The following is a 21,109-nucleotide window of genomic DNA, read 5'->3' as shown; positions in this document are numbered from 1 at the left end:
TTTTGCGAGGGGAGTGCCCATGAAGGGACAGCGCGGTATTACATTGATCGAGTTGATGATCGTGGTGGCGATCATCGGCATTCTGGCGACCATCGCCATGCCCATGTACACCAACCACCAGGCGCGGGCCAAGGCCACGGCGGCGCTGGCCGAGGTGTCGGCATTGAAGACCGCCTTCGAAGTGCAGATCAACCAGGGCAAGGACGTGGCCGATGTCGCCGCCCTTGGCGGCCAGCCGACTACGGCCAACTGCACCTTGAGTGCGCAGGGCGTGGCGGCGACCGGTGTGGGCACCCTTGCATGTGTGCTGGTGGATGCGCCGGCGCCGGTGGCGGGCAAGCACCTGACCTGGGCCCGTTCGGCCACGGGCTGGGCGTGCAGCACCGATATCGAGGCCGACCTGGCCCCGGCCGGGTGCACCGCGGTGCAGGCGAGTGGTGGGCAATAGCTGTTGATAAACAGTGATTTGCGAAAGCGTGGCGGCAATGGTAGCGTTGTCGCCACGCCGGTGTAGCTCAGTCGGTAGAGCAGCGCACTCGTAACGCGAAGGTCGCAGGTTCGATTCCTGTCCCCGGCACCAGATAAATCAAGGCTTTCAGCGTTTTAATCCTTCTGATTTGATATTTTGTGACAGCAGGGTGACAGCAAGAGAAATGCCTTCAGCTGGAGTTGTGAGCGTCTTGTCCTCCGTCAAATGCTTGCAGCATGAGGGCTTTCTGATGCTTTCAGCTCTCTCGCGTCATGCGTCAGAGGAGATTGCGAGTGGCTGTAATCGACCTTTACTCCAAGAGAGCACGCCGCGCTCGCGGTGAATTTCCGGACGTCTACCAGTACATAAGCCTGCCTTCGGCTCTCAAAACCCAGATTGTACAGATCTGGATTGAAGCGCTCGGCAATCACGACGATTTCCGTCGGCGGGGCAAAAGTCCCCACGCCTGGTCCATGATGACCTCTATGCTCCGTCGAGAATATGGGGTTTTCGCCCTGACATCTCGGGCAGCTCATCAAGATGACCCTATCGCAGAGCTCTGCGATTTTTTCATGGCCGAGAATAACGTCGAAAAGGCTCTAGATGCTGTGGAGTTGGCTTTTAGGGCAATCGACCGGCTCACCCGCTCGTGGGACTATTTGCAACGTAGCAACGCCGATGAGGTTGCATCTGAGGCTATCGCCGAACTAAACACTCGATTCCGCGAGCACGGCGTTGGTTTCGAATTCCTATCTGGAGAAATCATCAGAAAGGACTCGCAGCTTCTTCATGAGGAGGTAGTCAAGCCCGCGTTGCGACTGCTTCAACAGAGCTGTTATCGAGGACCTGAAGAGGAGTTTCTGCTAGCTCACTCTCACTATCGCCAAGGTAATACCAAGGAAGCTCTGAACGAGTGTCTGAAAGCTTTTGAGAGCATGATGAAGGCGATTTGTGACAAGCGCGGCTGGGAGTACGCCGACCATGCCACCGCCAGCAAACTGATCCAAGTGCTTTTCGATCACGAACTAATTCCGCTCTACTGGCAACAGTCACTCACGTCGCTCAGAAGCTCGCTCGAAAGTAGTGTGCCAACCGGGCGGAATAAGCTTTCTGGCCACGGGCAAGGTTCCGCACCTACTCAAGTCCCCGAGCATTTGGCCGCGTACATGCTGCACATGACTGCTTCTTGCCTGGTTTTTTTGGCTGAAGCGGAAGCCCTATACAGCGTCTCGGATACGCAGGACAGTCGTGGTTGAGCAGGTTGCGTGCCTAGCTGTCGCACGAATGCCTAGGCCGGCTGCAAGCAGCTCCTTCACTCGCTTGTGTAATTCCTCGTCCACCGGGCGGCCTTGATATTTGCCTGCGGCTTTGGCCTTCTGAATGCCTTGGGCCTGGCGTTCGCGGCGTTGTTCGTAGTCCTTCCTGGCGATCGCCGCCATCATCTCCACCAGCATCGAATTGATCGCGGCCAACATCCGGCCGGTGAACTCGTCGCCTTGCGTGTCACGCATACCCTGATGGCTGGTGGGCAGGTCGAGCGCGACGATGCGCAGACCCTTGGCGTCGATCGCACTCTTGAGCTTGGCCCAGTCATCGGCGGGGAGGCGGGAGAGGCGGTCGATGGATTCGACCAGCAGCACGTCACCCTTGCGGGCGTCCTTGAGTAGGCGCAGCAGCTCCGGCCGATCCGCGGCGGCACCGCTGGCGTTCTCCAGATACTCACAGGCGATAACCTTGTTATGGTCGCTCGCAAACTTCTCCAGGGAGGTCCGGGCGCGGCCGGCGTCTTGCTCGTCGGTGGATGCTCGGAGGTAGGCGCGGATGAACATAGTGCAACCTGTATCAGTTAGGGTATTTTCCTAACACTGTTGCATTTTGGGTGGTACTTATCAAGCGGAAAGGCCGATAAAGGCTCAAATTGCCCGTATCAGCCTAGGCATACCTAAATAACATCGTACTAAATGGTTCTGGCTTGGCCTACCGCGGCAAGCAGCAGGCTTTCAAGCCAGGATTCAAAAGTAGGTAGGGTCTAGGAGGTCCATCAATCAGGCGGGCATACCTACAAATCGCTTGCAGTCCTGAATTTTTTCAATATTGCACTTCATTGCTAATCTGGACTTTATATTTAGTGAGGGCGTTTTCGTTTTAGTTATCATACGAATTCTCAAGAGTAGTAGAGGGAGCAGGTAATCTTTACCAGAGATAAATCTCTCGATTTCACTGTGTTCTGACATGACTCGATACTCGATTGATCTACGCAGCTCGTTGTACTCTTCCTCTCCTACAGTGCTTTTGATTATGTCAACGATTTCTTTCTTCCTCGCTTCGACCTTGGCAAGGTCAAGAAGTCCAGAATTTGAAGAGATTAAATTTTTTACTTCATAAGATACAGTGGCCGTAGGTGGATGTTTTTTGTAGCATATACCATAGTCAATGAATAGATCGGCTAGTGGAGTTACTGTTTCTTTGCGCCAGGTTACATAGTCAAAGGCTTCAATTAAAGTGCCTTTTAATGTTATGGGGTCTTCTTCGTTAAGTATTTCAAGAAGACCATTTTCGTCTAATAGTAAATTTTCAATGCAGTAGTATGGCAGGTGATAAAGGCCAGGTTCGGAGTTTGCTTCGAAATGTATTAGATCCAAGTCGCCATCTACGATATAAAGGGTAGGCCTAGAGAAGCTGTCTCTATGCTTTGAGTGTTCGTCAATGACCGTGGTTTTTCCGCCTAAGGGGAATATTTTCGATATTCTGAACTCTGACTCAAAAACTCTACCGAGAATTTCTTCAAAAATTTTGACGTATCCTTGGCTGGTGTCTTCAATGAATATATCAATGTCATTGAATTCTTCAAAAAATACGGACTTGGCGGATTTTGCAGTAACACTTCTCTCCATAGGTCACCTGCACTTAACTGCTTTGTGTTTGTTTTCTCCTACTATCTCCGGGGAGTGAGTAGCCATAATAAACTGAGTTTGAGGGCTTATCTCCAAGATCGTTTTCGCAAATTGTTCTTGCCAGCGGAGATGCAGCGAAAGTTCCGGTTCATCAATGATGAATACGTTGGAGTGTTCCGAATGTCTGTTGAAGAATGCATGCGCAAAAATTACTAGAATTTGCCTTTCACCAGACGATAGGCCCTCAACAGTACAGCCTTTACCATTCGGTCGGTCCACAACCAGCTGGCCAACGGTATCCACAGTAAGCTTTTTGTTGGAGTCTTTAAAGAAGCTGTTAATCGTCGATAGGAACTCGTTGATAGGTCTGAATACTCTATCAATTTTAGATTTATGGTCGTCAATTACTTCAACTACTTTAGCTATGCGTTCAATTTGAGCCTTGTTAGTCAATAGCTCAATGCTGAAGTGATCGCCCTGGCTCTGGATTCGTTCAAATAGCTGTGTCAGTCTATTAAAAAATGTGTCTACTTCCGAGCTTAGCCTGCTGTCGGTAATGCCAATCTTTGATAGAGCTTCTTTGATCTCTTGTTTTCTTTTTAGAACACTGCCTTTTTGCAGCCACGCATTCTTTATAATGTCTGGGTATTCGTAGTCAAATTCAGTGTATTGGAACGCTGAAAGCAATATTGAATCTCGTAGTCGAGTAGAATAAGATTCCTCAGCACGACGCATTCTCCGGTAAGCGTCTTGGACCAGCAGCTCAGTCTCCATCAGGCTGATTCCAAGTGAGCCTCTTATAAGTCTTCTTGCTCTTATTCTGGCAGCGTTAGCGCGATGCACTCGTTCACGCTCGTAGTAGTAATTACCGGCTTCTTTAGGTGGATCCTCTCTTTTACGCTCAAGACCAAGAAATATTGGGCTCGGGATTTTTGAAATATTTACGATTACCGGGTGGTCGGCAAATTTTCTAGATATCTCTGTTATGGCTTCTTCTTTACCGCCCGGCTTGTTTGTATAAAATTCTTCCTCATCTTCAGTGAATCGAGGCAAAACGAGGTCTTCAGGGCAATTGCTTATCTGTAGACGTACCTTATTATCGAAAGTTTCAGCGTGAATATGTATGATCTCTTGCTTGTAAACAACCTCTATTGACGCTCTTTCGAAGGGGATAAAAAGGAGCTCCTGGAAGTTTGGCGTAAGGAGAGCACTTATCAATTTGAGGGCTGTGGTTTTTCCTGAGCCATTACCGCCGGTTAGGAAGCTCATGTCCTCGTTAAAGTGTATGGCGAAATCTAGATAGCCATGGACCTTTTTAGCGTAAAACATCTTAATGATCAAAAGCTTCTCCTTGCTTTGAATGAATACTTAATCAACCTTTCCTGCGTAATGTTGTTTCTATAAAAAAGATGGCAACTAGCCATCAATCTATCACATTTAGAATGCTACACCAAGGGGGCGCATCGCTTAGCTAGTTTAGACCAAAGTCCCAGATTCCGGAGATTTTCGACGGTGTCTGCCTAGCTGGTATCATGGCGGCTAGTCAGGATATGGGGACGGCTTGAATTTCAAAACTATAAGTAATCACCACCATTGTTAATGGAAGGTAGTCATGATTAAGGTATGACGCGGTATGTGGCTCAGAGCTAGGGAGGATTTCAATGTAGCGGCGCAATGACGGTAAAGCTGTGGACAGGCAGCCGCTATCTTAAGACGTAAGCAAAAAAGCCCCGCTTGAAAAATCCAAAACGGGGCCGATCGAGTTTCTTTAATTAGCTAGGTGCTCAAGAGTGGATCTCGATATTCGTCAGTGCCAAAGACTCATAACGCATCTTGCTCTTCTCGCTGTTCATTTTCGCCACCAGTTTCCCCTTGACTGCGCACCCAGCGGCCGGAGAACATTGCTGAAACACCGCAATACTCACTTGGCGTGGATGAAGTGATTACAGCTGCTGACTTACCGAGCACAACATCAAAAGTCTCACCGGTAGCTTTTTTATTTTCATCTACCACCCGCATCGATGTGGATATCTCTCCATTCGACTTGATTCTGGAAGCAGTGCTCTCCATCGCCCAAACATCACACTCGTGGTGGGTACTCGTGTCTACAGTCTGGATGTGGACGGCAATTGGCTGTACGGGAGTGCCATGCGCAAGTTCGTTTGCAACGAGCATTCTCCCGGCATATCCACCTTCTTGATATGAGAAGTAGGTGAACTGCTCGGCAAATGCAAGAGAGGAGATACTTGAGATTGCAGCAATGGCAAAATATTTAAAAGCCTTCATAGAAGTTCCTTCGTCTGGATGTTGTAGTGAGTAACTAAAATCTGTTAGAGGACTTTGAATCTCATTTTATGGCTTAGGTCAAAAATCAGCGGGTCAATGGCAATATTTCTTGTATCTGGGTCGCCCATAACTAATCCTTTAGCTATAAAGTAAATGCCTTCTGCTTTTACCCTTTTTCCATTGAGTGCATTTAAAATCTCAGCCTCATCACCATCAACTCCAGCGACTTGTACTATTCCGATGCCGTACTGTTCGCCCCTTCGTGCCTCCCATTCAAAATACAACCAGCCATCCCAGGGGCCAGTGCCTATCTTGACTTGACCGATGAACCTTCCGTTTTCTCGGCTGTATCCCTCGGTGCCCGGTATCGAATATCCTGGGGTTGCGTTAATTACATAATCAGCATTAGTGATTGGAAGGTCTTTCGCAACATCCTTTGCATACGATATTGTTTTTTCAGAAACAGCGTTAGCCTTGACGAATGCATTAGCAATAGCGTCATTCTTGAGGGCGTCAGCATACACAGTCAGATTTAGTTTTTGCGAGAATAAAATATTAGGCCTGCCAGCAGTTCCACCAGATGGCCCGCCAGACTTGAAATAATCATATAGAGTTTCGTCCAAGCTATAGCCAGCTTTTGCGAACGCTTTGTTCATGTATTTCGCATATACATATGACTGTTCTGGCGTCGGGAATACGGACTGCGCCACTCTAGACATGTCATATTTAAAGTCATCCTCATAGTGGTCCCTGAACGCATTTGCCACCTCTTGGGCCGCCGAAGTGGTCAAGGGGGCAGGGGGTAAAGCGGCATGAGAGAATGAACATAGCAGCGTAAAGTAGAGAGTCAAACAGAGCCTGAGCATATCAATTTCCTTATCAACATACAGTTGATGTCTATTAGGTTTAGCTATCCATGAAAAATATTTATATGTGGCTATCTAGATTTCGATCTAGCCGAACATCAATGGTTATGGCGATAACCCTCCTGTCGTAGGCAGAGACTTTAGGCACGACGCGCTGGCTTAAATGCTTGAAGGCAGGGCACTGTCAAAATTTGATCATAAAACACTCAATGTCACGATTAGTGTGTTCACGATTAGAGCACATGACCACATCATTTGGGAATGCCCTCATCCCTAAATCAGCAGTTTGGTCAGCGTGTGCGCCAGCTTCGCCTAGCCACCGGAATGACGCAAGAAAGCTTCGCCGATCGGTGTGGCTTTGCTCGGACGTACATGTCTCGGATCGAAACAGGCGGTGCAAACCCGAGCCTGGTCGCGATCAAAACTCTCGCCGATGCCCTCAACATAGAGCTATCAGAACTCTTTGCAGGACTCTGAAATCACTACTCCTGTTTAAGTCAGTATCCTTTTTATACCTCTTCCCGTATTTTTCTGAGTCCAGCTAGTCAGGATATGGGGACGGCTTAAGTTTCAAAACTGTAAATAATGACTATCATTGTAATGGATGGTAGTCATGCTTAAGTTGTGTCGAGTATGTAAATCTGAGATTGCTTATACTTCAAAGCAGTGGAGCAATAAGCTCTACTGTAATCAGAAATGTCGGAAGGCTTATCATAGGAAACAAGAATCCCAAAATAAGAGGTTGCTGCAACGCAGGGCCAACATGCGCCAAAATGATGAGGTCCTATATCTTGTGCGTGCATGTAAGAGGGCCGGTACTGTTCAGGTCTTGACGGGCCATACGTTAAGCTCTTTCTTGGAAACTATGGAGTTAGTGCGCAATCGACCTAAAGGAAAGGTTGCTCTATGTCATATTGCTCCAGTAAAAGGAAAGAAGGGTGTCGGGCTGTTTCATTGCCAAAATCTATTCTACGGTGGGGCTTTCCAGAATAGAAAATTTGGGAAAAACTACCTGGGTGGCGGTTTGTTCATCAGTAATAAGAAACTGAAAATAGAGTGGGCTGTTGACAAAGATGCCGCTGCAAATGATGTGCTGATAATGATCGAGAAGTTTTTGGGTGACATTATTCCGCAGTATCTTGAATTGGCGCCTGTACGGAAATCTAAGAAATATCAGCTGATCGAAAAGATTTTAGACCTGAAGCCTGGTGCTAATCCAGAAGCGCTTATGGAACTCAGTCATAATGCGCTTGCCACACAGTTGAGCGATCTTCGTCATATGCATGCCAACCCATTTGCCACTACGACTGAGTCCAAGTATATAGCTTATATGGATGGCCTGAGTCGCTTTATTGAGTATGGCGATAAGCGCAAGAAGATGCTTTGTAAGCTTAGGAAGGCTATGGTAATTGCTTACATGGCTTTGGAGCGAGTGAAGGGTAGCGGTACATATAATAAGTATTTCTATGTGAAGTATGAGCCACTGATAAATTCGAAACATGCGCAAGTGGTTCTGTCGGATCCCCGTGAATGGTCAATTTTCAAGGACTTTATTTACGATGCAGTATTTTTTGTTCTTCAGGGTGGGGAACTTGACTTTCCGAAGTTTCGGAAGCGTATGTTTTCCTATCTCCAGTTCCCCAAGAGTTTTAAGGAGCGGTTGAGTCTCAGTGAGTTTTGAGTGGTAGAAATTTTGAGTTTAGTCCCTGACAGCTCGCCGTTTCCCTTCACTACGAAAAACGTCAATGGCGATCAAAGCTGAATCACCATTGACTGCCTTCTTGAAACACAGCTAATCACTGGCGCTACTGATTTTAACGGCTACTACCTCAATCCTGTGGGCCCCCAGGCGACGAAGAACTTCTAGGTCTGATAGGAGGATGGTGCTTGGGAGTTCCAAAATGCCAAGAACGTAGCCTGCCTGTCCCAGCACTCGAATGCTCACCGGCCGTTTTCCTGAGCTTGGCGTTTCACAAATGCTTCCAGCGTCTTCACCTGTACGAGCCTCCGGCGACCTAGCTTGAAGGTCTTAAGCTCCCCACGAGCGATCATTTCGTAAAGCATGGATCTCGCGACGCCGATCAGGCGTGCCGCCTCATCGACCCCAACCGAGATCGGTTTCAAGGAGCTACTGCTATCCATTCTGTGCCTCCGCTTAGCCTGACGCGACGAATTTCGCCTCAGTGGTGCCACGGTAAATGTGGTGCCACATTTGTGTCAACACGTTTTTGTTGAGTGTCCGTCTATGATGTGGCAATCTTGTTGAAATCCGTGGAGGTCCGGGGCAGATTCATGGCGGTTAGAAAGAAAGCAGAAACCATCCACCTACGCGTTAGCGCAATCTCCAAGGCTTGCCTTGAAGGGTTGGCGAATGCGATGGGGAAGACGTCAACGCGGGTGCTTGAAGATCTGATAGCTGAAGCTGCTGAGAGCTGCGTGGCAGATGCTGACGGTGCTGTCGACGAACGCTTTTCTGGCGAGGATTGGACGTTGCTGAAGGCCTTGAAACTGGCTCAAATACCTGATGAGCCAATTCTCAAAAAGCTGAGGACGTATTTTTTGGCAGACAGAGCATTGAGCCCAAAAGATAAGTTTCTTGTCGAGGCCATCTTGTGGTCTCCAGATTCATTCTCTGGTGAAACAGATATTTTTCTCGAATCTGAGGGGGTTATCAAAAATCCCGACGAGTATAGGGTTTTCAAGGTTGACTTGAATGCTATCAATAATATGATGCCATCGCTAGAGGATTATGCGGAGTTCCGATTCAAGAACAAGCTGGTATCCCCCTCGTATAGAGAGTATATGATGATGGTAGAGAAAAAATAAAAAGCTAAGTGGTAAGTCATCTAGATTAGATCTATAGCTGCTACTTTGGTGTCTGGAGATAGGTGAGCGTAGCGAAGAGTCATCTTCAGGTCTGCGTGCCCGAGTAGATCTCTAATCGTATTCAGCGCTACGCTCTGCATTGCTAACTTAGATGCAAATGTGTGGCGTAGGTCGTGCCAGCGGAAGGAATTGATTTCTGCTGCTTTCAGTACACTATCCCAGGACTTTTTGACATTGTCCATGATGCCGCCGGTTCGGCTTGGGAAAATTATAGAATGACCACTAGATTGAGCTTTCCAGGCTTTTATAGCTTTTAAGGCTTCTTCATGTAAAGGAATATGCCGGGTCTGGTCGGACTTCGTACCATCCCCGGCCACCGTTAGAGTCTTTTGCTGGAAGTCGATATCAGCCCAAGTCAAGTTGAATAACTCCCCTCGACGGAGTCCTGTTTTGAGGCTGATGATCACCATCGGCTTCAGATGATCGGCAAATTCCCGAGTCCTCAAGTCAGGCAGTTCCTCCTTCCTACGCTCTAAGCGCCACTTGTTTGCACTATCGCGCTCCGCCCTAATTCGCTCCTCTCGGTCGTCTAGGGCCTGGCGCAGGCGTTTTTCTTCTTCCGCTGATAGGAATCGAACCCGTCCACGGGTGTCCAGCCTCATTGGTTTGAGTTTGGCCATGGGATGTTGCTCGATGATGCCCCACTCGACAGCTTTGGATAGAGCACCGCGGAGCGCCGCCAATTTCCGATTAGCAGTTGCATCCTTGAGGCCTGCCGCCAGCCACTTAACTCGCATACCTTCCAGCTCTCGCTGAGTGATTTCTGTAAGGGCTTTCTCCATGAGAGCAACGAAGCTGTACTCTATGACGTGGCGGGTCTTTTGATGGGCCTTATGGTGCGTTTCTAGCCAGGGGTAATAGGTTTCCTCAAGGTAGGTCTGTAGAGTGTGTGCTGAGCGACGTTTGTTCAGGGTGGCTATCAGGGGGGCACCATGAGCGTGGGCTTCCGCGAGCCAGCGGGCCGCGTCGGTCCTTGCTTGATCGAGAGTCATCATCCCCACTCGGCCCAAGGTGGCGGCTTGGTTTCGACCCCAGCTAACCATGTAGCTTGCGTGGCCACTGGGCAGCACGCGGATCGACAGGCCAGGCTGGGCTGTGTCGTGGATTCGATATTGTTTCTCTTGGGGCTGGATGCCCGCGAGGATTTTGGCTGTGATCTTAGTTTTCATGGTTGGCGTCTGTGACAGCAGGGTGACAGCAAAAACGACTATACGGGGCTGTCTCGCTGGACTCAACCAGACATTGAGGCTCCGTATTTACTGGGGCGCGCCGAAAATTAATGAGCTCTAAAACGCACTCGTAACGCGAAGGTCGCAGGTTCGATTCCTGTCTCCGGCACCACATCCAGCTCCACTGCATTCCGCTGAATGCTTTGGAAGCCCTCTAAACCGGCCTTTTGGCCGGTTTTTCGTTTCCACGACCCTCCGTCGGGAACCAACAAAATCCCCAATAACCGGGGGTATTTTTGGGGTACAGCGTCTTTCCTGAATGGAGAACGTACCCCTATGCCACGCCTAGCCACTCCGCTCAGCGACCTCAAATGCCGCACGGCCAAACCGCGTGATCGGGCCTACAAACTGTTCGACGGCGGGAGCATGTACCTGTACGTCGCACCCAGTGGTTCGAAGACTTGGCGGCTGCGGTATTTCAAACCCAACGGCAAGGAAGGCACGCTGATCATCGGCAAGTACCCCATTGTTCCGTTGGCTGTCGCGAGGACCAAGCGCGATGAGGCCAAGGCTCTGTTGCTCGACAACCTTGATCCGATGGAAGAAAAGCAGAAGGCCAAGATCGCAGCTCAGCGGGCGAGTCTTCTGTTTGAAACCGTCGCCCTGGAGTGGCACGTCGAAATGTCTCGGCGTTGGACTGAGGGCCACGCCAAGACGGTGCTGAGCAGGTTGCGTACCCATGTGTTTCCACAAATCGGCCAGCGGCCTATCGCTGAACTCGACACCCATGATCTCCTTGAGGTCACCCAGCGAATCAAGGATCGCGGCACCATGGATGTCGCGCTGCGAGTGCAGAACTATCTATCCACGATAATGCGGGGCGCGAAGCGGGCGCGGCAGATCACTCAAAACCCGGCGCTCGATCTGGCTGGCTCGATTCAAGCGCCGCGCACCGTGCACCGTCCTGCACTCTCGCTAAACCGCCTTCCTGAACTGTTGGATCGAATCGACAACTACACCGGTCGCGAACTGACCCGGCTCGCAGTGCTGCTGACGCTGCATGTATTCGTGCGGTCCAGTGAACTGCGCTTTGCGCGGTGGGATGAATTCGACCTGCAACGTGCGATGTGGGAGATCCCCGATACCCGAAAACCGATTGAAGGCGTCCGCTATTCCACGCGCGGGACCAAGATGAGTGGGGACATTCAGATAGTGCCGCTGTCGCCTCAAGTCATCGAGATCCTTGAACGGCTGCGCAGCTTGAATCGCTTCTCTGAACTCGTGTTGCCCGGTGACCACAGGTACTGGAAACCCTTGTCGGAGAATACGGTTAACCAGGTGCTGCGCAATATGGGGTACGACACCACCAAGGACGTGTGCGGGCATGGTTTCAGGACTATGGCTTGTAGCGCCTTGCTCGAATCAGGGCTGTGGACGGACGCGGCGATTGAGCGGCAGATGAGCCATCAGGAGCGTAACCGCGTGCGCGCCGCGTATATCCACAAGGCTCAATTTCTGGAGCAGCGTCGGTTGATCATGGCTTGGTGGAGTAACTACATCGATGCCAACAGATCGGGCCATGTCACTCCGCATGAGTTTGCCCATCCGGTAGGCGACAACGTCACCGCCTTGCCAAATGGCCATGGCGCATTCAATCGCGGGTGAGCCTGTAATATCGGCGCTGTCTGCTCTTTCACGCGGGTCCATCCAAACAGGGCTGTAAAGCCGCCCTGTTTGGATGGACCTCACTTTCAAAAGCTAAAAGCCACGACGTTGTCCGGGGTTTACCACGGAATTCCACCGGTGGATAACCGCCTTTCACGTCCCAACTAGCGCTGAATTTCGACCCTTGACCGGGTTTATCCACAGGCGTAGAACTGGCCGTGCAAGCGCTGTCGATGACAGCACCCCAGGTGACCCGAACCTTAAAGGTCAAGCCGCTCCCGCGGTGGTTCTCCCCAAGGGCGATTCGCATCCGGTAGCTCGCCCGGTCACCTCCCCGGTGATGGATGCTCTCTAATCTCATGGCCCTCGTGCGCCAGCTACACCGTACTGTGCTGCCCTGCAGCAACCTATCCGCTTGGCCGACTATTGCGCCAACCTGCGCCCGTCTCTTTCTGTGGAAAGAGACGGGCACGTTTACCACTGCTGCAGCCCTGATCGCACATGGCTTTGCGGCATTCCCCCTCGTGACAATCGGCGTGACAAACGCCGATGTCACCAGCAACAGCCATGTAGATGATGGTGCCGCAGACCAGGGAATGGACTGCACCTGACTGACAGTCAGGCATGCCCCGGTCATCGCATTGCTGCTTGCACCTGGCTCAGGATCTCGCGGCACTGGTCTCGTCAGCCAATGCAGCCTCCACCCGCCCACCGGTAACGGTGCTCAGGAGGCCAGATCATGAGATGCCCTTGCTCCCGGACGTAAGGAGCCGCCAGTCCCGCGTTTAGAGGACATCCCCACAGGTCGCAGGGGCCTTGATCCCTGATAACACTCAGCATTCTTGGCGGGATGATGTGGGGCGAGGATCGGAGATCGGAAGATGAGGTGACTGACATGGCATTGGTGGGTAGACGCGATGGTCGCAATTTCGGTTATGGCAGGCAATTGAGCTACGCAGGGCCGCAGGCGCTTAACGACATGTTCGGCTGCGGCCACTACGGCACAGTCAAGGCGCACTGTGATCGGTGGCAGGCATTTGTGAAGTGGTGCCGCTCCGAACAGGGACCGGGTATCAATGATGCGCGGCAGATTGATCGGAAGGTACTGGCGGACTATGCGGCGTATCTGCGCGACGTGGTTAGGCGCGGTGACCTCGCCGTCAGCACCGCACAAAACCGCCTATCCAGTGTTAACAGGACCATGGCGGCGCTTCGCGGTGATCAGTGCGTGAAATTGCCCAGTCCGAGCAAGGCGCTGGGTATGCAACGCAGCGGGGTTCGACAGTCGGTGCCTCAGGGCCAGGACCGTGAACAGGTGAGGCAGATCATCGATACGCTTTGCCGCCATCACCAACTACGGGCCGCCGCGATCGTCCAATTGTCACGATCCACCCGCCCGCCGCACTGGCCTTGAGGAGGGCTCTGCCTTGACTTACACGTAAATTTCCAACCTGATATCCTCCCGGCCTCGAAGTGATAGGGCTGGGAGCCTGAAATGATCTTTATCCCGAGCTGTGACAGCAGAGAAGACGCCATTAACTCTCTTGCTGAGATATACGCGGTCTCAGTTGAAGAAATCACCAGAGTGCTTGAAGCCGAGGAACCGCGAGAGATCGCACAGACGTATTATGGGACCATGAAGCAGGAGTTCCACTTTGTTGTATGGTACCTGCTCAAGGCTTACCCGCGCGATGACATTCCTTACGCCTGCTACTACCATTCCACGAGCTATGGAGGCTGTCCTTCGTGGTTTGACGAAGGGTTGTTGGGTTCATTGCATGGGGTCGGGCGATTTATGGAGAAGATCGCCGAATGGGTACCCCCAGAAAAGCGGTTGCTCATAAAACGAGTGGCCGAGGGCATAGTGGAAACCCGCAGCGGCCTTGAGGGGTCCCCTGCTGATGGCACTGGGCCGTGGGCATGGAATACCCTCGCAGCTGCCGGATCTAGCCGAGACGGAATCCGTTACCGTGTTCCAGAGGCAATCCAGGATCTATGGTCACGCAGCCTATGTGGGGGAGGTAAAGTTATAGATCTGAAAGGTGTAATCGAAGAGCACCTGAAGCCCGTCGTGGTCAAGTTCAGAGGGAAGACGACCGACATCCATGACTATTGCGCATCACTTTGGAACTATCTGTTTACAGATGACGGGGAGTACCACCACATCCACACCTTCAAAGGGACCGGACAAGCAATACCCCAGGAGGACATAGTTGCACTCATTGAGGTGTAGTAGCTAAAAGCTGGGAAAATATCCTCTTCACCCAGCCCGCTACTTACTCGTTTCCATCCGCCGGCGGCGTCCTGCTACCGGCCAAACCCTGAGTCAACGCAGGGATCACACGTTTTGACTGGGTATAGACAGGCTCGAAGCCCTTCATACCCGTAGCCCCCACCAGCAACACAATGGCGTTACGTCCCTGAGAACGGTTGAATGCGTGCTTTCTCGTATGCCTGATAGTGGGCCTCAAGAAAGAGGATTCGAGGCTTGGGGCACCGCACAACCATTTGCATGGTCGTCAGCATCCATCGCGATCGAAATGAGGAGGATAAAGGGAAGAGATGACGCTGCAGTGAGCGACAACAGTATGGACGCCGTCGCTAGGTTTGACATACCTTCCGTATTTTCAAACTGTGATCAACAAGGAAAAGTCGGCATGCAGTTGATATCTGCCCAAGTGGGCCCCTTTCGTTCGATTAACGAACAACAAAACGTTGAAATTGATCCACAAACCACCGTGTTGGTGGGGATGAACGAGGCAGGAAAGACTGTTTTCTTGAAAGCGCTTCACAAAGCCAATGATGCGCTAGACAATGAAGAATTCAGCCTGACAGATGATTATCCACGGAAAGACCTCGCGGTTTACAAGCGGCGCCATGAAGAGTCTCCCGATGTGGCTGTTACGCTGGTCTATAGAATAAGTGAAGACGAACTCGCTGAGGTCAATCAGGCTTTAGGGGCGTCGCTTGGTGGGGGGTTCGAATTCAGCGTCTCGCACAAATACAGCGGCAATAGAACGATAGGCATCAATGTATCGGATAGAGCAGTTCTTAAAAAACTTTCAGAAACTACAGGTCTGTCATCGGGCGTCGTAACTGCGCTGAGTAATGCTTACAGCTTCACCAGCGCAAACAGTGCTTTAAAGCAGGTTGCCGATATCAATGAAGCTGATAAAGCACTGCAGGCACAAATAGAATCTCGCGTGAAGGCTAAGCCGGATAGTTGGGGATCAGTTTGTACATACGAAGCGTGGCAAGTACTCAGCCCCAAGATCCCAAAATTTCTCTATTTTAGCGATTATGATCTGCTGCCTGGTAAGCTGAATCTCAAAAATTTGGCAGCGCGCCTAGCTGCTGCCAAAAGCGATCCCACAAATGCTCACAAGCAGATAGAGCCTAAGCATCAGGCTGTACTGGCTCTGTTACGTATGGCAGATGTGCGGTTGGAGGATTTCTCCGACGGGGCTGCATCTTATGAAGACCTGAAAGCGCAAATTGAAGCGGTTTCCATCAACCTGACCGATCAGGTCTTAAATTTTTGGAAGCAGAACGAAGACTTAGAAGTCGAGGTAGATATTCGCCAAGACTCTAAGGATGCGGCGCCATTTAATGATGGTCCTAACCTTTACCTTCGGATCCGTAATCGACGACACCGCGGTGTATCAACACCATTTGATCAGCGCAGCCGAGGCTTTATTTGGTTTTTCAGTTTCTTGGTCTGGTTTGATAGCGTACAGGATCAGTTGAAGCTAAAAGCCCCCAAATCTCACTCGCAACTCATCCTGCTGCTCGATGAGCCTGCGCTGGCACTGCATGCCTTGGCCCAAACCGATTTCCTCCGTTACATTGACCATTTGGCCAAATCCCATCAGGTGATCTATACAACGCATTCACCTTTCATGATTAATTCTGATCGTCTCCATCAGGTGAGGGTCGTAGAAGACAGACCGAACGTCGGAACTGTAATTTCAGATAATCTCTCGGGTTCTGATGCGAGGACTATTTTCCCCCTGCAAGCGGCGCTGGGGTGGAATATTGCTCAAAACCTATTTATCGCCAAGCACAATCTTCTTGTGGAAGGCGTATCGGAGCTCGTGCTGCTTCAAGCTATGTCTAAGGTTGTTGAGAGCGCTGGCGGCAAAGGGTTGAACTCCAACATCACGATTGTTCCTGTAGGCGGCTTGAGCAATGTGGCGACATTCATTTCGTTACTAAACGGTAATGGGTTGAAGTTTGCCGTCTTGCACGACTACAACGGAAGGCCTGACCAGAAACTTGATTCGCTGGTGCAGCAAAAGCTATTGAACAAGAAACAAGTTTTCAATTTTTCACAGTTTAGAGACGTAGCAAATATTGGCAAAAACACTACAGCTTCCGATTTGGAGGATTTGCTCGACGTCCCTACATATCTGGAGTTCTTTAATAAAGCCTTTGCCAAGGAGTTGAAGGGCGCAATGATAGCTGAGTCTGCTTTGCCGCAAGGAGATCGAATCGTCCAGCGAGTCGAGAAATACCTCGCTAGCGAAGGGGTGAAGGTGAGACAGACCCCTGGATATAATCACTATGCCGTCGCCGCGGCGTTTACATCGGACGTCCCAGAGAACGTTGAGGAAGAGGTGATTCAACGCTTTTCAGCATTGTTTGAGGCCTTAAACGCAGCGTTAAAGTAAGTAGCTCCATAGGGTTCTGGCAGAATCAGAGCCCTGTTTTTACACATCTATGCAATTACTCTTATGCGGAACACAAACTGCCACATTAAGTACACTCCTGCGTTGCATTCGTATGAAGTGTGATACTGATATTGAATCGTCCCTAACTTTGCTGCCCACATTTGGCCGAAGGCAGGCATCTAGGAAAAGCAGCAATGAGGCGAGAGCAGCCAGTCTCGACTAACCTTTTCGAACAGTAACGGCCATTTAAAACCTAAAAGCAAGGATTAAGCATGAAAGTAGTAAGATATATAATTTTCTTCGGCATGCTATTTGTTTCTACCGCATACTACTTCACTCCGACCGAGAAAATTAATAGTATACAGCCTCCAAACTGGGCGGACATAGTGTCGGCTGTAATTGCGTTTATAGGCCTGATACTAGCATTTACGACCTATGCAAACTGGCACTCAGGAAAAATAAAGGAAGATGCGTATAATTCCGTTAAGCGATATGCTTCACTACTGGCGGAAATTGAAGATATAATAATGCAAGTCCATTTTGACATATGCGGAATAACACCATTAAATCCAAAGCTTTTGCCAGGCAAAGAAGCTGCAATGAAAGTTATAAATGCACTGGGCGAAGCTATTGGTACGACCTCTTCGACAATGAAAAAGCTTCATACCGCTAGGTCAGAGCTTCCCTTTTGGGGGGCTTCATTGAAGCCAGATGCTGAAGCTATACATACGAACCTCATGCATAAGATGCATGATTACATGACTCTTCATTTTGAACATTTAGGCATGCTGAACGCTTATTACAGGGATGAGCTACCTGATGGACCAGTTCTCGCGAAATATAAAGACCTTCATCTCTGCGCAAATGAAATGTTCTTAATATTTACAGAGCGGAAGAAGGCGCGCATTCAAAATCTATTCAAGTTTGAATAGTTTAAACTTCATGACGTGCATCTTGCCCGACAAATAACGGTCACCAAGGCTCTTGGTGGTCGGCTGCTCTAACGGGGCTGGCGCAACCAACATAGAGTGGCGAGATTTCTTTTTTAAAGAAGCAGCTCTGCGCGAAGGGCTGCTTTTGGCCGTTAGGTGCCTGTCGCGAAAGGCGGCTATGGGTCGGTTTCTGCCGTTCCTTACGTACCATTTAAAGTGGGTGGGAGAAGCCTCCGAAATTCCCGATTCGATTCCACCGAAAGCCATAACTAGCTGATTTTTTATAGATACCCTTTGAGGTACGTCAAAAAAACCACAAAATTCCAGTCCCGCGGAAACCGGGCGCTCACGGCCAACAACCGTCCGTCTGTCTCCGCACCAATTCAGGTTCCAGCGAAGGCTACCAGAATCTTTGGAGTCCCCGTAAAACCCGCCTTGTGGCGGGTTTTTTCGTTATGGCAACTTAATTTACAGTATTCGAAAGCTGCCCAAGCCGAGCTTGTAGACGCCGAAAGTGACCAGATCCTTCTCCCGATGAGCCGCAGGACAATAAACCTGTCCACTTTTTTGTCGGTGAGGGGTGATGTGTACGAACTTGATCAGGATGTCAGCCAGAATACTCATAGCCGTTGTGCGGAAAGTGGCCAGTGGAGGTGGGCTTGGGTGATTCGTCACGCTCAAGGCCAAGGCCTGCCCGCAGACGCCGGCCAAAGCTTCCCATCGGTTTCTGGGCTGCTCAGCGACGTAACCCGAAGTGCTTTGATACCACTCGCCTAAGGTCGATGTGGCAGGCGTTTCTGTGCTCGCCTATGCTCGTGGTCGCCGACAGAGATGGCGCAAAGCCACTTAACACTCAGGAGTCAGGTTGTGATCACGGAATTGAACATCGATGGCGTTACTAGCTACAAATCCAAATCTACCCTCTCACCTACCAACAAAACGTCCCTGATTTATGGGCTGAACGGTGCAGGAAAGAGCACCATCTCTGAGTATTTGTACAATCAAACTGATCCTCGGTTCGCTAAATGCAGCCTGAAAACTAGCCAGCCATGTGAAATTTTGGTCTACAACCAAAGCTTCCTGAATGACTACTTTTACGAGGAGGATAATTTAAGAGGCATTTTCACCCTCTCGAAAGAGAACAAGGTTGCACTCCAGCAAATCGAAGTTGAAACCAAAGAGCTGGAGAAGCATCTGGCTGCTCAGCAGGCCAACTCAGATCTTGCGACTCAAAATTCCACTGCACTCGACCAAGAAAAATCCAAGGCGAGCAAAAAAGTCTGGGAAATTAAAACTAATTTCGCAGGTGGTGACCGTGTTCTGGAATTCTGTTTGGATGGTTTGAAAAAGACGGAACCTCTATTTCAGCATATTATTGGTCTGCCGTTACCGGAGGCCGCACCTGGTTATACGGCTGATGATTTGAAGGCCGAGGCCTCGTCAATCGAGGGTGAGGGTGCAGCTCCGTTCGCAAAAATCCCACCACTTTCGGCTGGCTGGTTTGGAATTGAAGAGGATTCGCTCTGGTCCAAGATCATCGTTGGTAGTCAGGAGGGTTCAGTTGCTCAGTTCATATCCAAGGCCGGAAACTCGGACTGGGTAAAGCAAGGGCTTCGGTACATTGAAGATGATCAGGGTCCTCAAGCCTGCCCGTTTTGTCAGCAGGAGACGATTACTCAAAAAGTCATCGACTCGATCAGACAAGTATTCGATGAGGCCTATGAACTGGATGTTAATCAGCTGGAGTCATACAAGACAAGATATGAAACGCTGACCTCCAGCCTGAATCTTTACGATATTTCAAACTCTCCGCTTGCCAGCAAGGAGCTTGTGGACGCTTGGAGCATCGCATGCGAAGCTCTGAAGGCGTCAATCCGCGAAAACGTTCTTCTCATCGGCAATAAGCTCAAAAGTCCAAGCACGCCGGTTGCTCTCACAGATACACAATCTACCGCCAACACGATCAATGAATTAATCGGCGGTCTGAACGAACTGATCGATGCCCATAACGTCAAACTGGCGAACAAGAAAAAGACTCTGGATGACATCAGTTCGCGGTTTTGGGCTCTGATGCGATGGGATTATGACCAAACAATTTCTGCTTATTCGCAGTCAGCTTCTGAACTTAGTGTCAAGGCAAAAGAAATCCGTCAAGATGGCATTAAGATAAATTCAGATGTGGCGGTGGCTAATAGTAATCTTGCCGCTCTTAGGAAACAAACGGTCAATATTGAAGAATCGATTGATAACATCAACGCTGGGTTAGTAGAGATAGGCATTGATGGTTTTTCTGTCGTGCCATACGGGGATGATTTTTATCGAGTTTCAAGGGCAATTGATCAGGCGAATGCGTTTCACTCGCTTAGCGAGGGCGAGAAAACGGTCATTAGCTTTCTATACTTCATGGAACTTTGCAAAGGGCAGAAGACCGCTGAAGCGGTACCTCAAGCCAAAGTCGTAGTAATTGACGACCCAATTTCCAGTCTTTCTCATCTCTATGTGTTCAATATCGGTCAATTGATTAAAAAGTACTTTATTAACGATAATCTCTACAAGCAAGTCTTCGTATTGACTCACAGCTTGTATTTCTTCTATGAGTTAACGCATACCAATAAGGAGAATCGTGCGAAAACTCAACATCTCTTTAGAGTCCTCAAAAATACGAATGGAAGCTCCGTGATTCCGATGAAGTATGAGGAGATTCAGAACGATTATCAATCATACTGGTCAATCATAAAAGATCAAGCCTCACCACCCGCGCTGATTGCGAACTGTATGCGGAATATTGTCGAGTACTTTTTCAATTTTGTTCAGAAGAAGGATTTTAACAACGTTTTCCAGAAGCCAGCCTTGTCGACGGATAAATTTACGACGTTCTACAGGTATATGAATCGAGAGTCTCATTCCTTGGGCCAGAATATTTTTGACATAAAGGAATTTGATCATGACGTATTCAAAGACGGCCTCAGGCTGATTTTTGAGGAGTGTGGATATGCTGAACACTACCAGGCTATGAGCAAGTAAAATTGTCTTGGGCCTGGCATTCGCAAATGAGGCGAATGCTCGGTCCCATGGCTACTCACGCAAGTTCTGAGCGAGTGCCAGTCCAACCTGCATCATTCCTGAATTTTTTTGAGAGCAGCGCAGGCGCTGAAAGTTGCCACTGGGGTATTGGTGGAGGGGAGTCTTGTTATTAGGCTTGTGCCGTCCCGTGATGCCAGATAGGGCGCGTTGGGCATGGCTTTTGTAGACACCCATGTCCACTTCTGGCC

Annotated in this window: 17 protein-coding genes, 1 tRNA gene and 1 pseudogene; 12 read left to right on the top strand and 7 right to left on the bottom strand. The window is 49.8% G+C overall.

The window, feature by feature from the left end; translation table 11 throughout:
- Positions 1 to 19: 19 nt before the first annotated feature.
- The 3 genes from KH389_RS22750 (at position 20) to KH389_RS22740 (ending at position 1,725) form a co-directional block, all read left to right on the top strand.
- A complete protein-coding gene (locus tag KH389_RS22750) occupies positions 20 to 448 on the top strand; it encodes a pilin (protein WP_043860329.1) in 429 nt (142 codons plus the stop codon).
- Positions 449 to 504: 56 nt separating this feature from the next.
- Positions 505 to 580, top strand: a tRNA-Thr gene (locus KH389_RS22745).
- 182 nt (positions 581 to 762) lie between these two features.
- Positions 763 to 1,725, top strand: a complete 963-nt coding sequence (locus tag KH389_RS22740; protein WP_213606301.1) for an STM4504/CBY_0614 family protein — start codon at positions 763 to 765, stop codon at positions 1,723 to 1,725.
- Here the strand turns inward: KH389_RS22740 and KH389_RS22735 are convergent.
- From KH389_RS22735 to KH389_RS22715, 5 genes are all read right to left on the bottom strand, one after another.
- Entirely contained in the window at positions 1,687 to 2,298 is a 612-nt protein-coding gene (locus KH389_RS22735) for a recombinase family protein (RefSeq protein ID WP_213606299.1), read from the bottom strand. The genes KH389_RS22740 and KH389_RS22735 overlap by 39 nt on opposite strands.
- 216 nt (positions 2,299 to 2,514) lie before the next feature.
- Positions 2,515 to 3,363: a DUF4435 domain-containing protein gene (locus tag KH389_RS22730; protein WP_213606298.1), complete on the bottom strand. Its 849-nt coding sequence runs from the start codon at positions 3,361 to 3,363 to the stop codon at positions 2,515 to 2,517.
- A gap of 3 nt (positions 3,364 to 3,366) precedes the next feature.
- Positions 3,367 to 4,704 carry an AAA family ATPase gene (locus tag KH389_RS22725; RefSeq protein ID WP_213606296.1) on the bottom strand — a complete coding sequence of 446 codons (1,338 nt, stop codon included), beginning with the start codon at positions 4,702 to 4,704 and terminating at the stop codon, positions 3,367 to 3,369.
- A gap of 480 nt (positions 4,705 to 5,184) precedes the next feature.
- Positions 5,185 to 5,649: a hypothetical protein gene (locus KH389_RS22720; RefSeq protein WP_213606294.1), complete on the bottom strand. Its 465-nt coding sequence runs from the start codon at positions 5,647 to 5,649 to the stop codon at positions 5,185 to 5,187.
- A 44-nt stretch (positions 5,650 to 5,693) separates the two neighbouring features.
- Positions 5,694 to 6,515 (bottom strand): hypothetical protein, encoded by an 822-nt coding sequence (locus tag KH389_RS22715; RefSeq protein WP_213606293.1) that lies wholly within the window; start codon positions 6,513 to 6,515, stop codon positions 5,694 to 5,696.
- A 261-nt stretch (positions 6,516 to 6,776) separates the two neighbouring features.
- On the opposite strand from KH389_RS22715, the gene KH389_RS22710 reads away from it, so the two are divergent.
- Together KH389_RS22710 and KH389_RS22705 are read left to right on the top strand one after the other, a co-directional pair.
- Positions 6,777 to 6,992: a helix-turn-helix domain-containing protein gene (locus KH389_RS22710; RefSeq protein WP_213606292.1), complete on the top strand. Its 216-nt coding sequence runs from the start codon at positions 6,777 to 6,779 to the stop codon at positions 6,990 to 6,992.
- Positions 6,993 to 7,278: 286 nt separating this feature from the next.
- The gene (locus tag KH389_RS22705; protein ID WP_213606291.1) at positions 7,279 to 8,196 is read left to right on the top strand and encodes a hypothetical protein; all 918 of its coding nucleotides are present in this window, start codon (positions 7,279 to 7,281) and stop codon (positions 8,194 to 8,196) included.
- Positions 8,197 to 8,456: 260 nt separating this feature from the next.
- Here the strand turns inward: KH389_RS22705 and KH389_RS22700 are convergent, their stop codons facing one another.
- Entirely contained in the window at positions 8,457 to 8,657 is a 201-nt protein-coding gene (locus tag KH389_RS22700) for a helix-turn-helix domain-containing protein (RefSeq protein WP_213606290.1), read from the bottom strand.
- Positions 8,658 to 8,750: 93 nt separating this feature from the next.
- Between KH389_RS22700 and KH389_RS22695 the strand changes: the two genes are divergently transcribed.
- A complete protein-coding gene (locus KH389_RS22695) occupies positions 8,751 to 9,341 on the top strand; it encodes a hypothetical protein (protein WP_213606289.1) in 591 nt (196 codons plus the stop codon).
- Between the two features lie 20 nt (positions 9,342 to 9,361).
- Here KH389_RS22695 and KH389_RS22690 read toward each other — a convergent pair whose 3' ends face one another.
- Positions 9,362 to 10,570: a site-specific integrase gene (locus KH389_RS22690; protein WP_213606288.1), complete on the bottom strand. Its 1,209-nt coding sequence runs from the start codon at positions 10,568 to 10,570 to the stop codon at positions 9,362 to 9,364.
- A gap of 336 nt (positions 10,571 to 10,906) precedes the next feature.
- Between KH389_RS22690 and KH389_RS22685 the strand changes: the two genes are divergently transcribed.
- The 6 genes and pseudogenes from KH389_RS22685 (at position 10,907) to KH389_RS22660 (ending at position 20,861) form a co-directional block, all read left to right on the top strand.
- Positions 10,907 to 12,235 carry a tyrosine-type recombinase/integrase gene (locus KH389_RS22685; RefSeq protein ID WP_213606286.1) on the top strand — a complete coding sequence of 443 codons (1,329 nt, stop codon included), beginning with the start codon at positions 10,907 to 10,909 and terminating at the stop codon, positions 12,233 to 12,235.
- A gap of 895 nt (positions 12,236 to 13,130) precedes the next feature.
- Positions 13,131 to 13,628 (top strand): annotated as a pseudogene (locus KH389_RS22680) (integrase domain-containing protein); the annotation flags it as partial.
- 102 nt (positions 13,629 to 13,730) lie between these two features.
- Complete coding sequence (locus KH389_RS22675; protein WP_213606284.1) at positions 13,731 to 14,468, top strand: hypothetical protein; 738 nt, start codon at positions 13,731 to 13,733, stop codon at positions 14,466 to 14,468.
- A 205-nt stretch (positions 14,469 to 14,673) separates the two neighbouring features.
- Entirely contained in the window at positions 14,674 to 16,905 is a 2,232-nt protein-coding gene (locus KH389_RS22670; RefSeq protein WP_244988657.1) for an AAA family ATPase, read from the top strand.
- A gap of 272 nt (positions 16,906 to 17,177) precedes the next feature.
- Positions 17,178 to 17,837 carry a hypothetical protein gene (locus KH389_RS22665; RefSeq protein WP_213606282.1) on the top strand — a complete coding sequence of 220 codons (660 nt, stop codon included), beginning with the start codon at positions 17,178 to 17,180 and terminating at the stop codon, positions 17,835 to 17,837.
- Positions 17,838 to 18,704: 867 nt separating this feature from the next.
- Positions 18,705 to 20,861, top strand: a complete 2,157-nt coding sequence (locus KH389_RS22660) for an AAA family ATPase (RefSeq protein ID WP_213606281.1) — start codon at positions 18,705 to 18,707, stop codon at positions 20,859 to 20,861.
- The last annotated feature ends 248 nt before the right edge of the window (positions 20,862 to 21,109 follow it).

It is taken from the genome of Pseudomonas qingdaonensis (assembly GCF_018398475.1).
Taxonomy (GTDB): Bacteria; Pseudomonadota; Gammaproteobacteria; order Pseudomonadales; family Pseudomonadaceae; genus Aquipseudomonas; species Aquipseudomonas palmensis.
Note: the sequence above shows the minus strand (reverse complement) of the source record. Positions and strands in the feature narration are given on the sequence as shown.

Excerpts from the sequence above, each read along its gene's own strand:
- KH389_RS22750 (WP_043860329.1), top strand. The coding sequence starts at position 20 with ATGAAGGGACAGCGCGGTATTACATTGATCGAGTTGATGATCGTGGTG.
- KH389_RS22735 (WP_213606299.1), bottom strand. The coding sequence starts at position 2,298 with ATGTTCATCCGCGCCTACCTCCGAGCATCCACCGACGAGCAAGACGCC.
- KH389_RS22730 (WP_213606298.1), bottom strand. The coding sequence starts at position 3,363 with ATGGAGAGAAGTGTTACTGCAAAATCCGCCAAGTCCGTATTTTTTGAA.
- KH389_RS22720 (WP_213606294.1), bottom strand. The coding sequence starts at position 5,649 with ATGAAGGCTTTTAAATATTTTGCCATTGCTGCAATCTCAAGTATCTCC.
- KH389_RS22715 (WP_213606293.1), bottom strand. The coding sequence starts at position 6,515 with ATGCTCAGGCTCTGTTTGACTCTCTACTTTACGCTGCTATGTTCATTC.
- KH389_RS22710 (WP_213606292.1), top strand. The coding sequence starts at position 6,777 with ATGCCCTCATCCCTAAATCAGCAGTTTGGTCAGCGTGTGCGCCAGCTT.
- KH389_RS22705 (WP_213606291.1), top strand. The coding sequence starts at position 7,279 with ATGCGCCAAAATGATGAGGTCCTATATCTTGTGCGTGCATGTAAGAGG.
- KH389_RS22700 (WP_213606290.1), bottom strand. The coding sequence starts at position 8,657 with ATGGATAGCAGTAGCTCCTTGAAACCGATCTCGGTTGGGGTCGATGAG.
- KH389_RS22690 (WP_213606288.1), bottom strand. The coding sequence starts at position 10,570 with ATGAAAACTAAGATCACAGCCAAAATCCTCGCGGGCATCCAGCCCCAA.
- KH389_RS22685 (WP_213606286.1), top strand. The coding sequence starts at position 10,907 with ATGCCACGCCTAGCCACTCCGCTCAGCGACCTCAAATGCCGCACGGCC.
- KH389_RS22675 (WP_213606284.1), top strand. The coding sequence starts at position 13,731 with ATGATCTTTATCCCGAGCTGTGACAGCAGAGAAGACGCCATTAACTCT.
- KH389_RS22665 (WP_213606282.1), top strand. The coding sequence starts at position 17,178 with ATGAAAGTAGTAAGATATATAATTTTCTTCGGCATGCTATTTGTTTCT.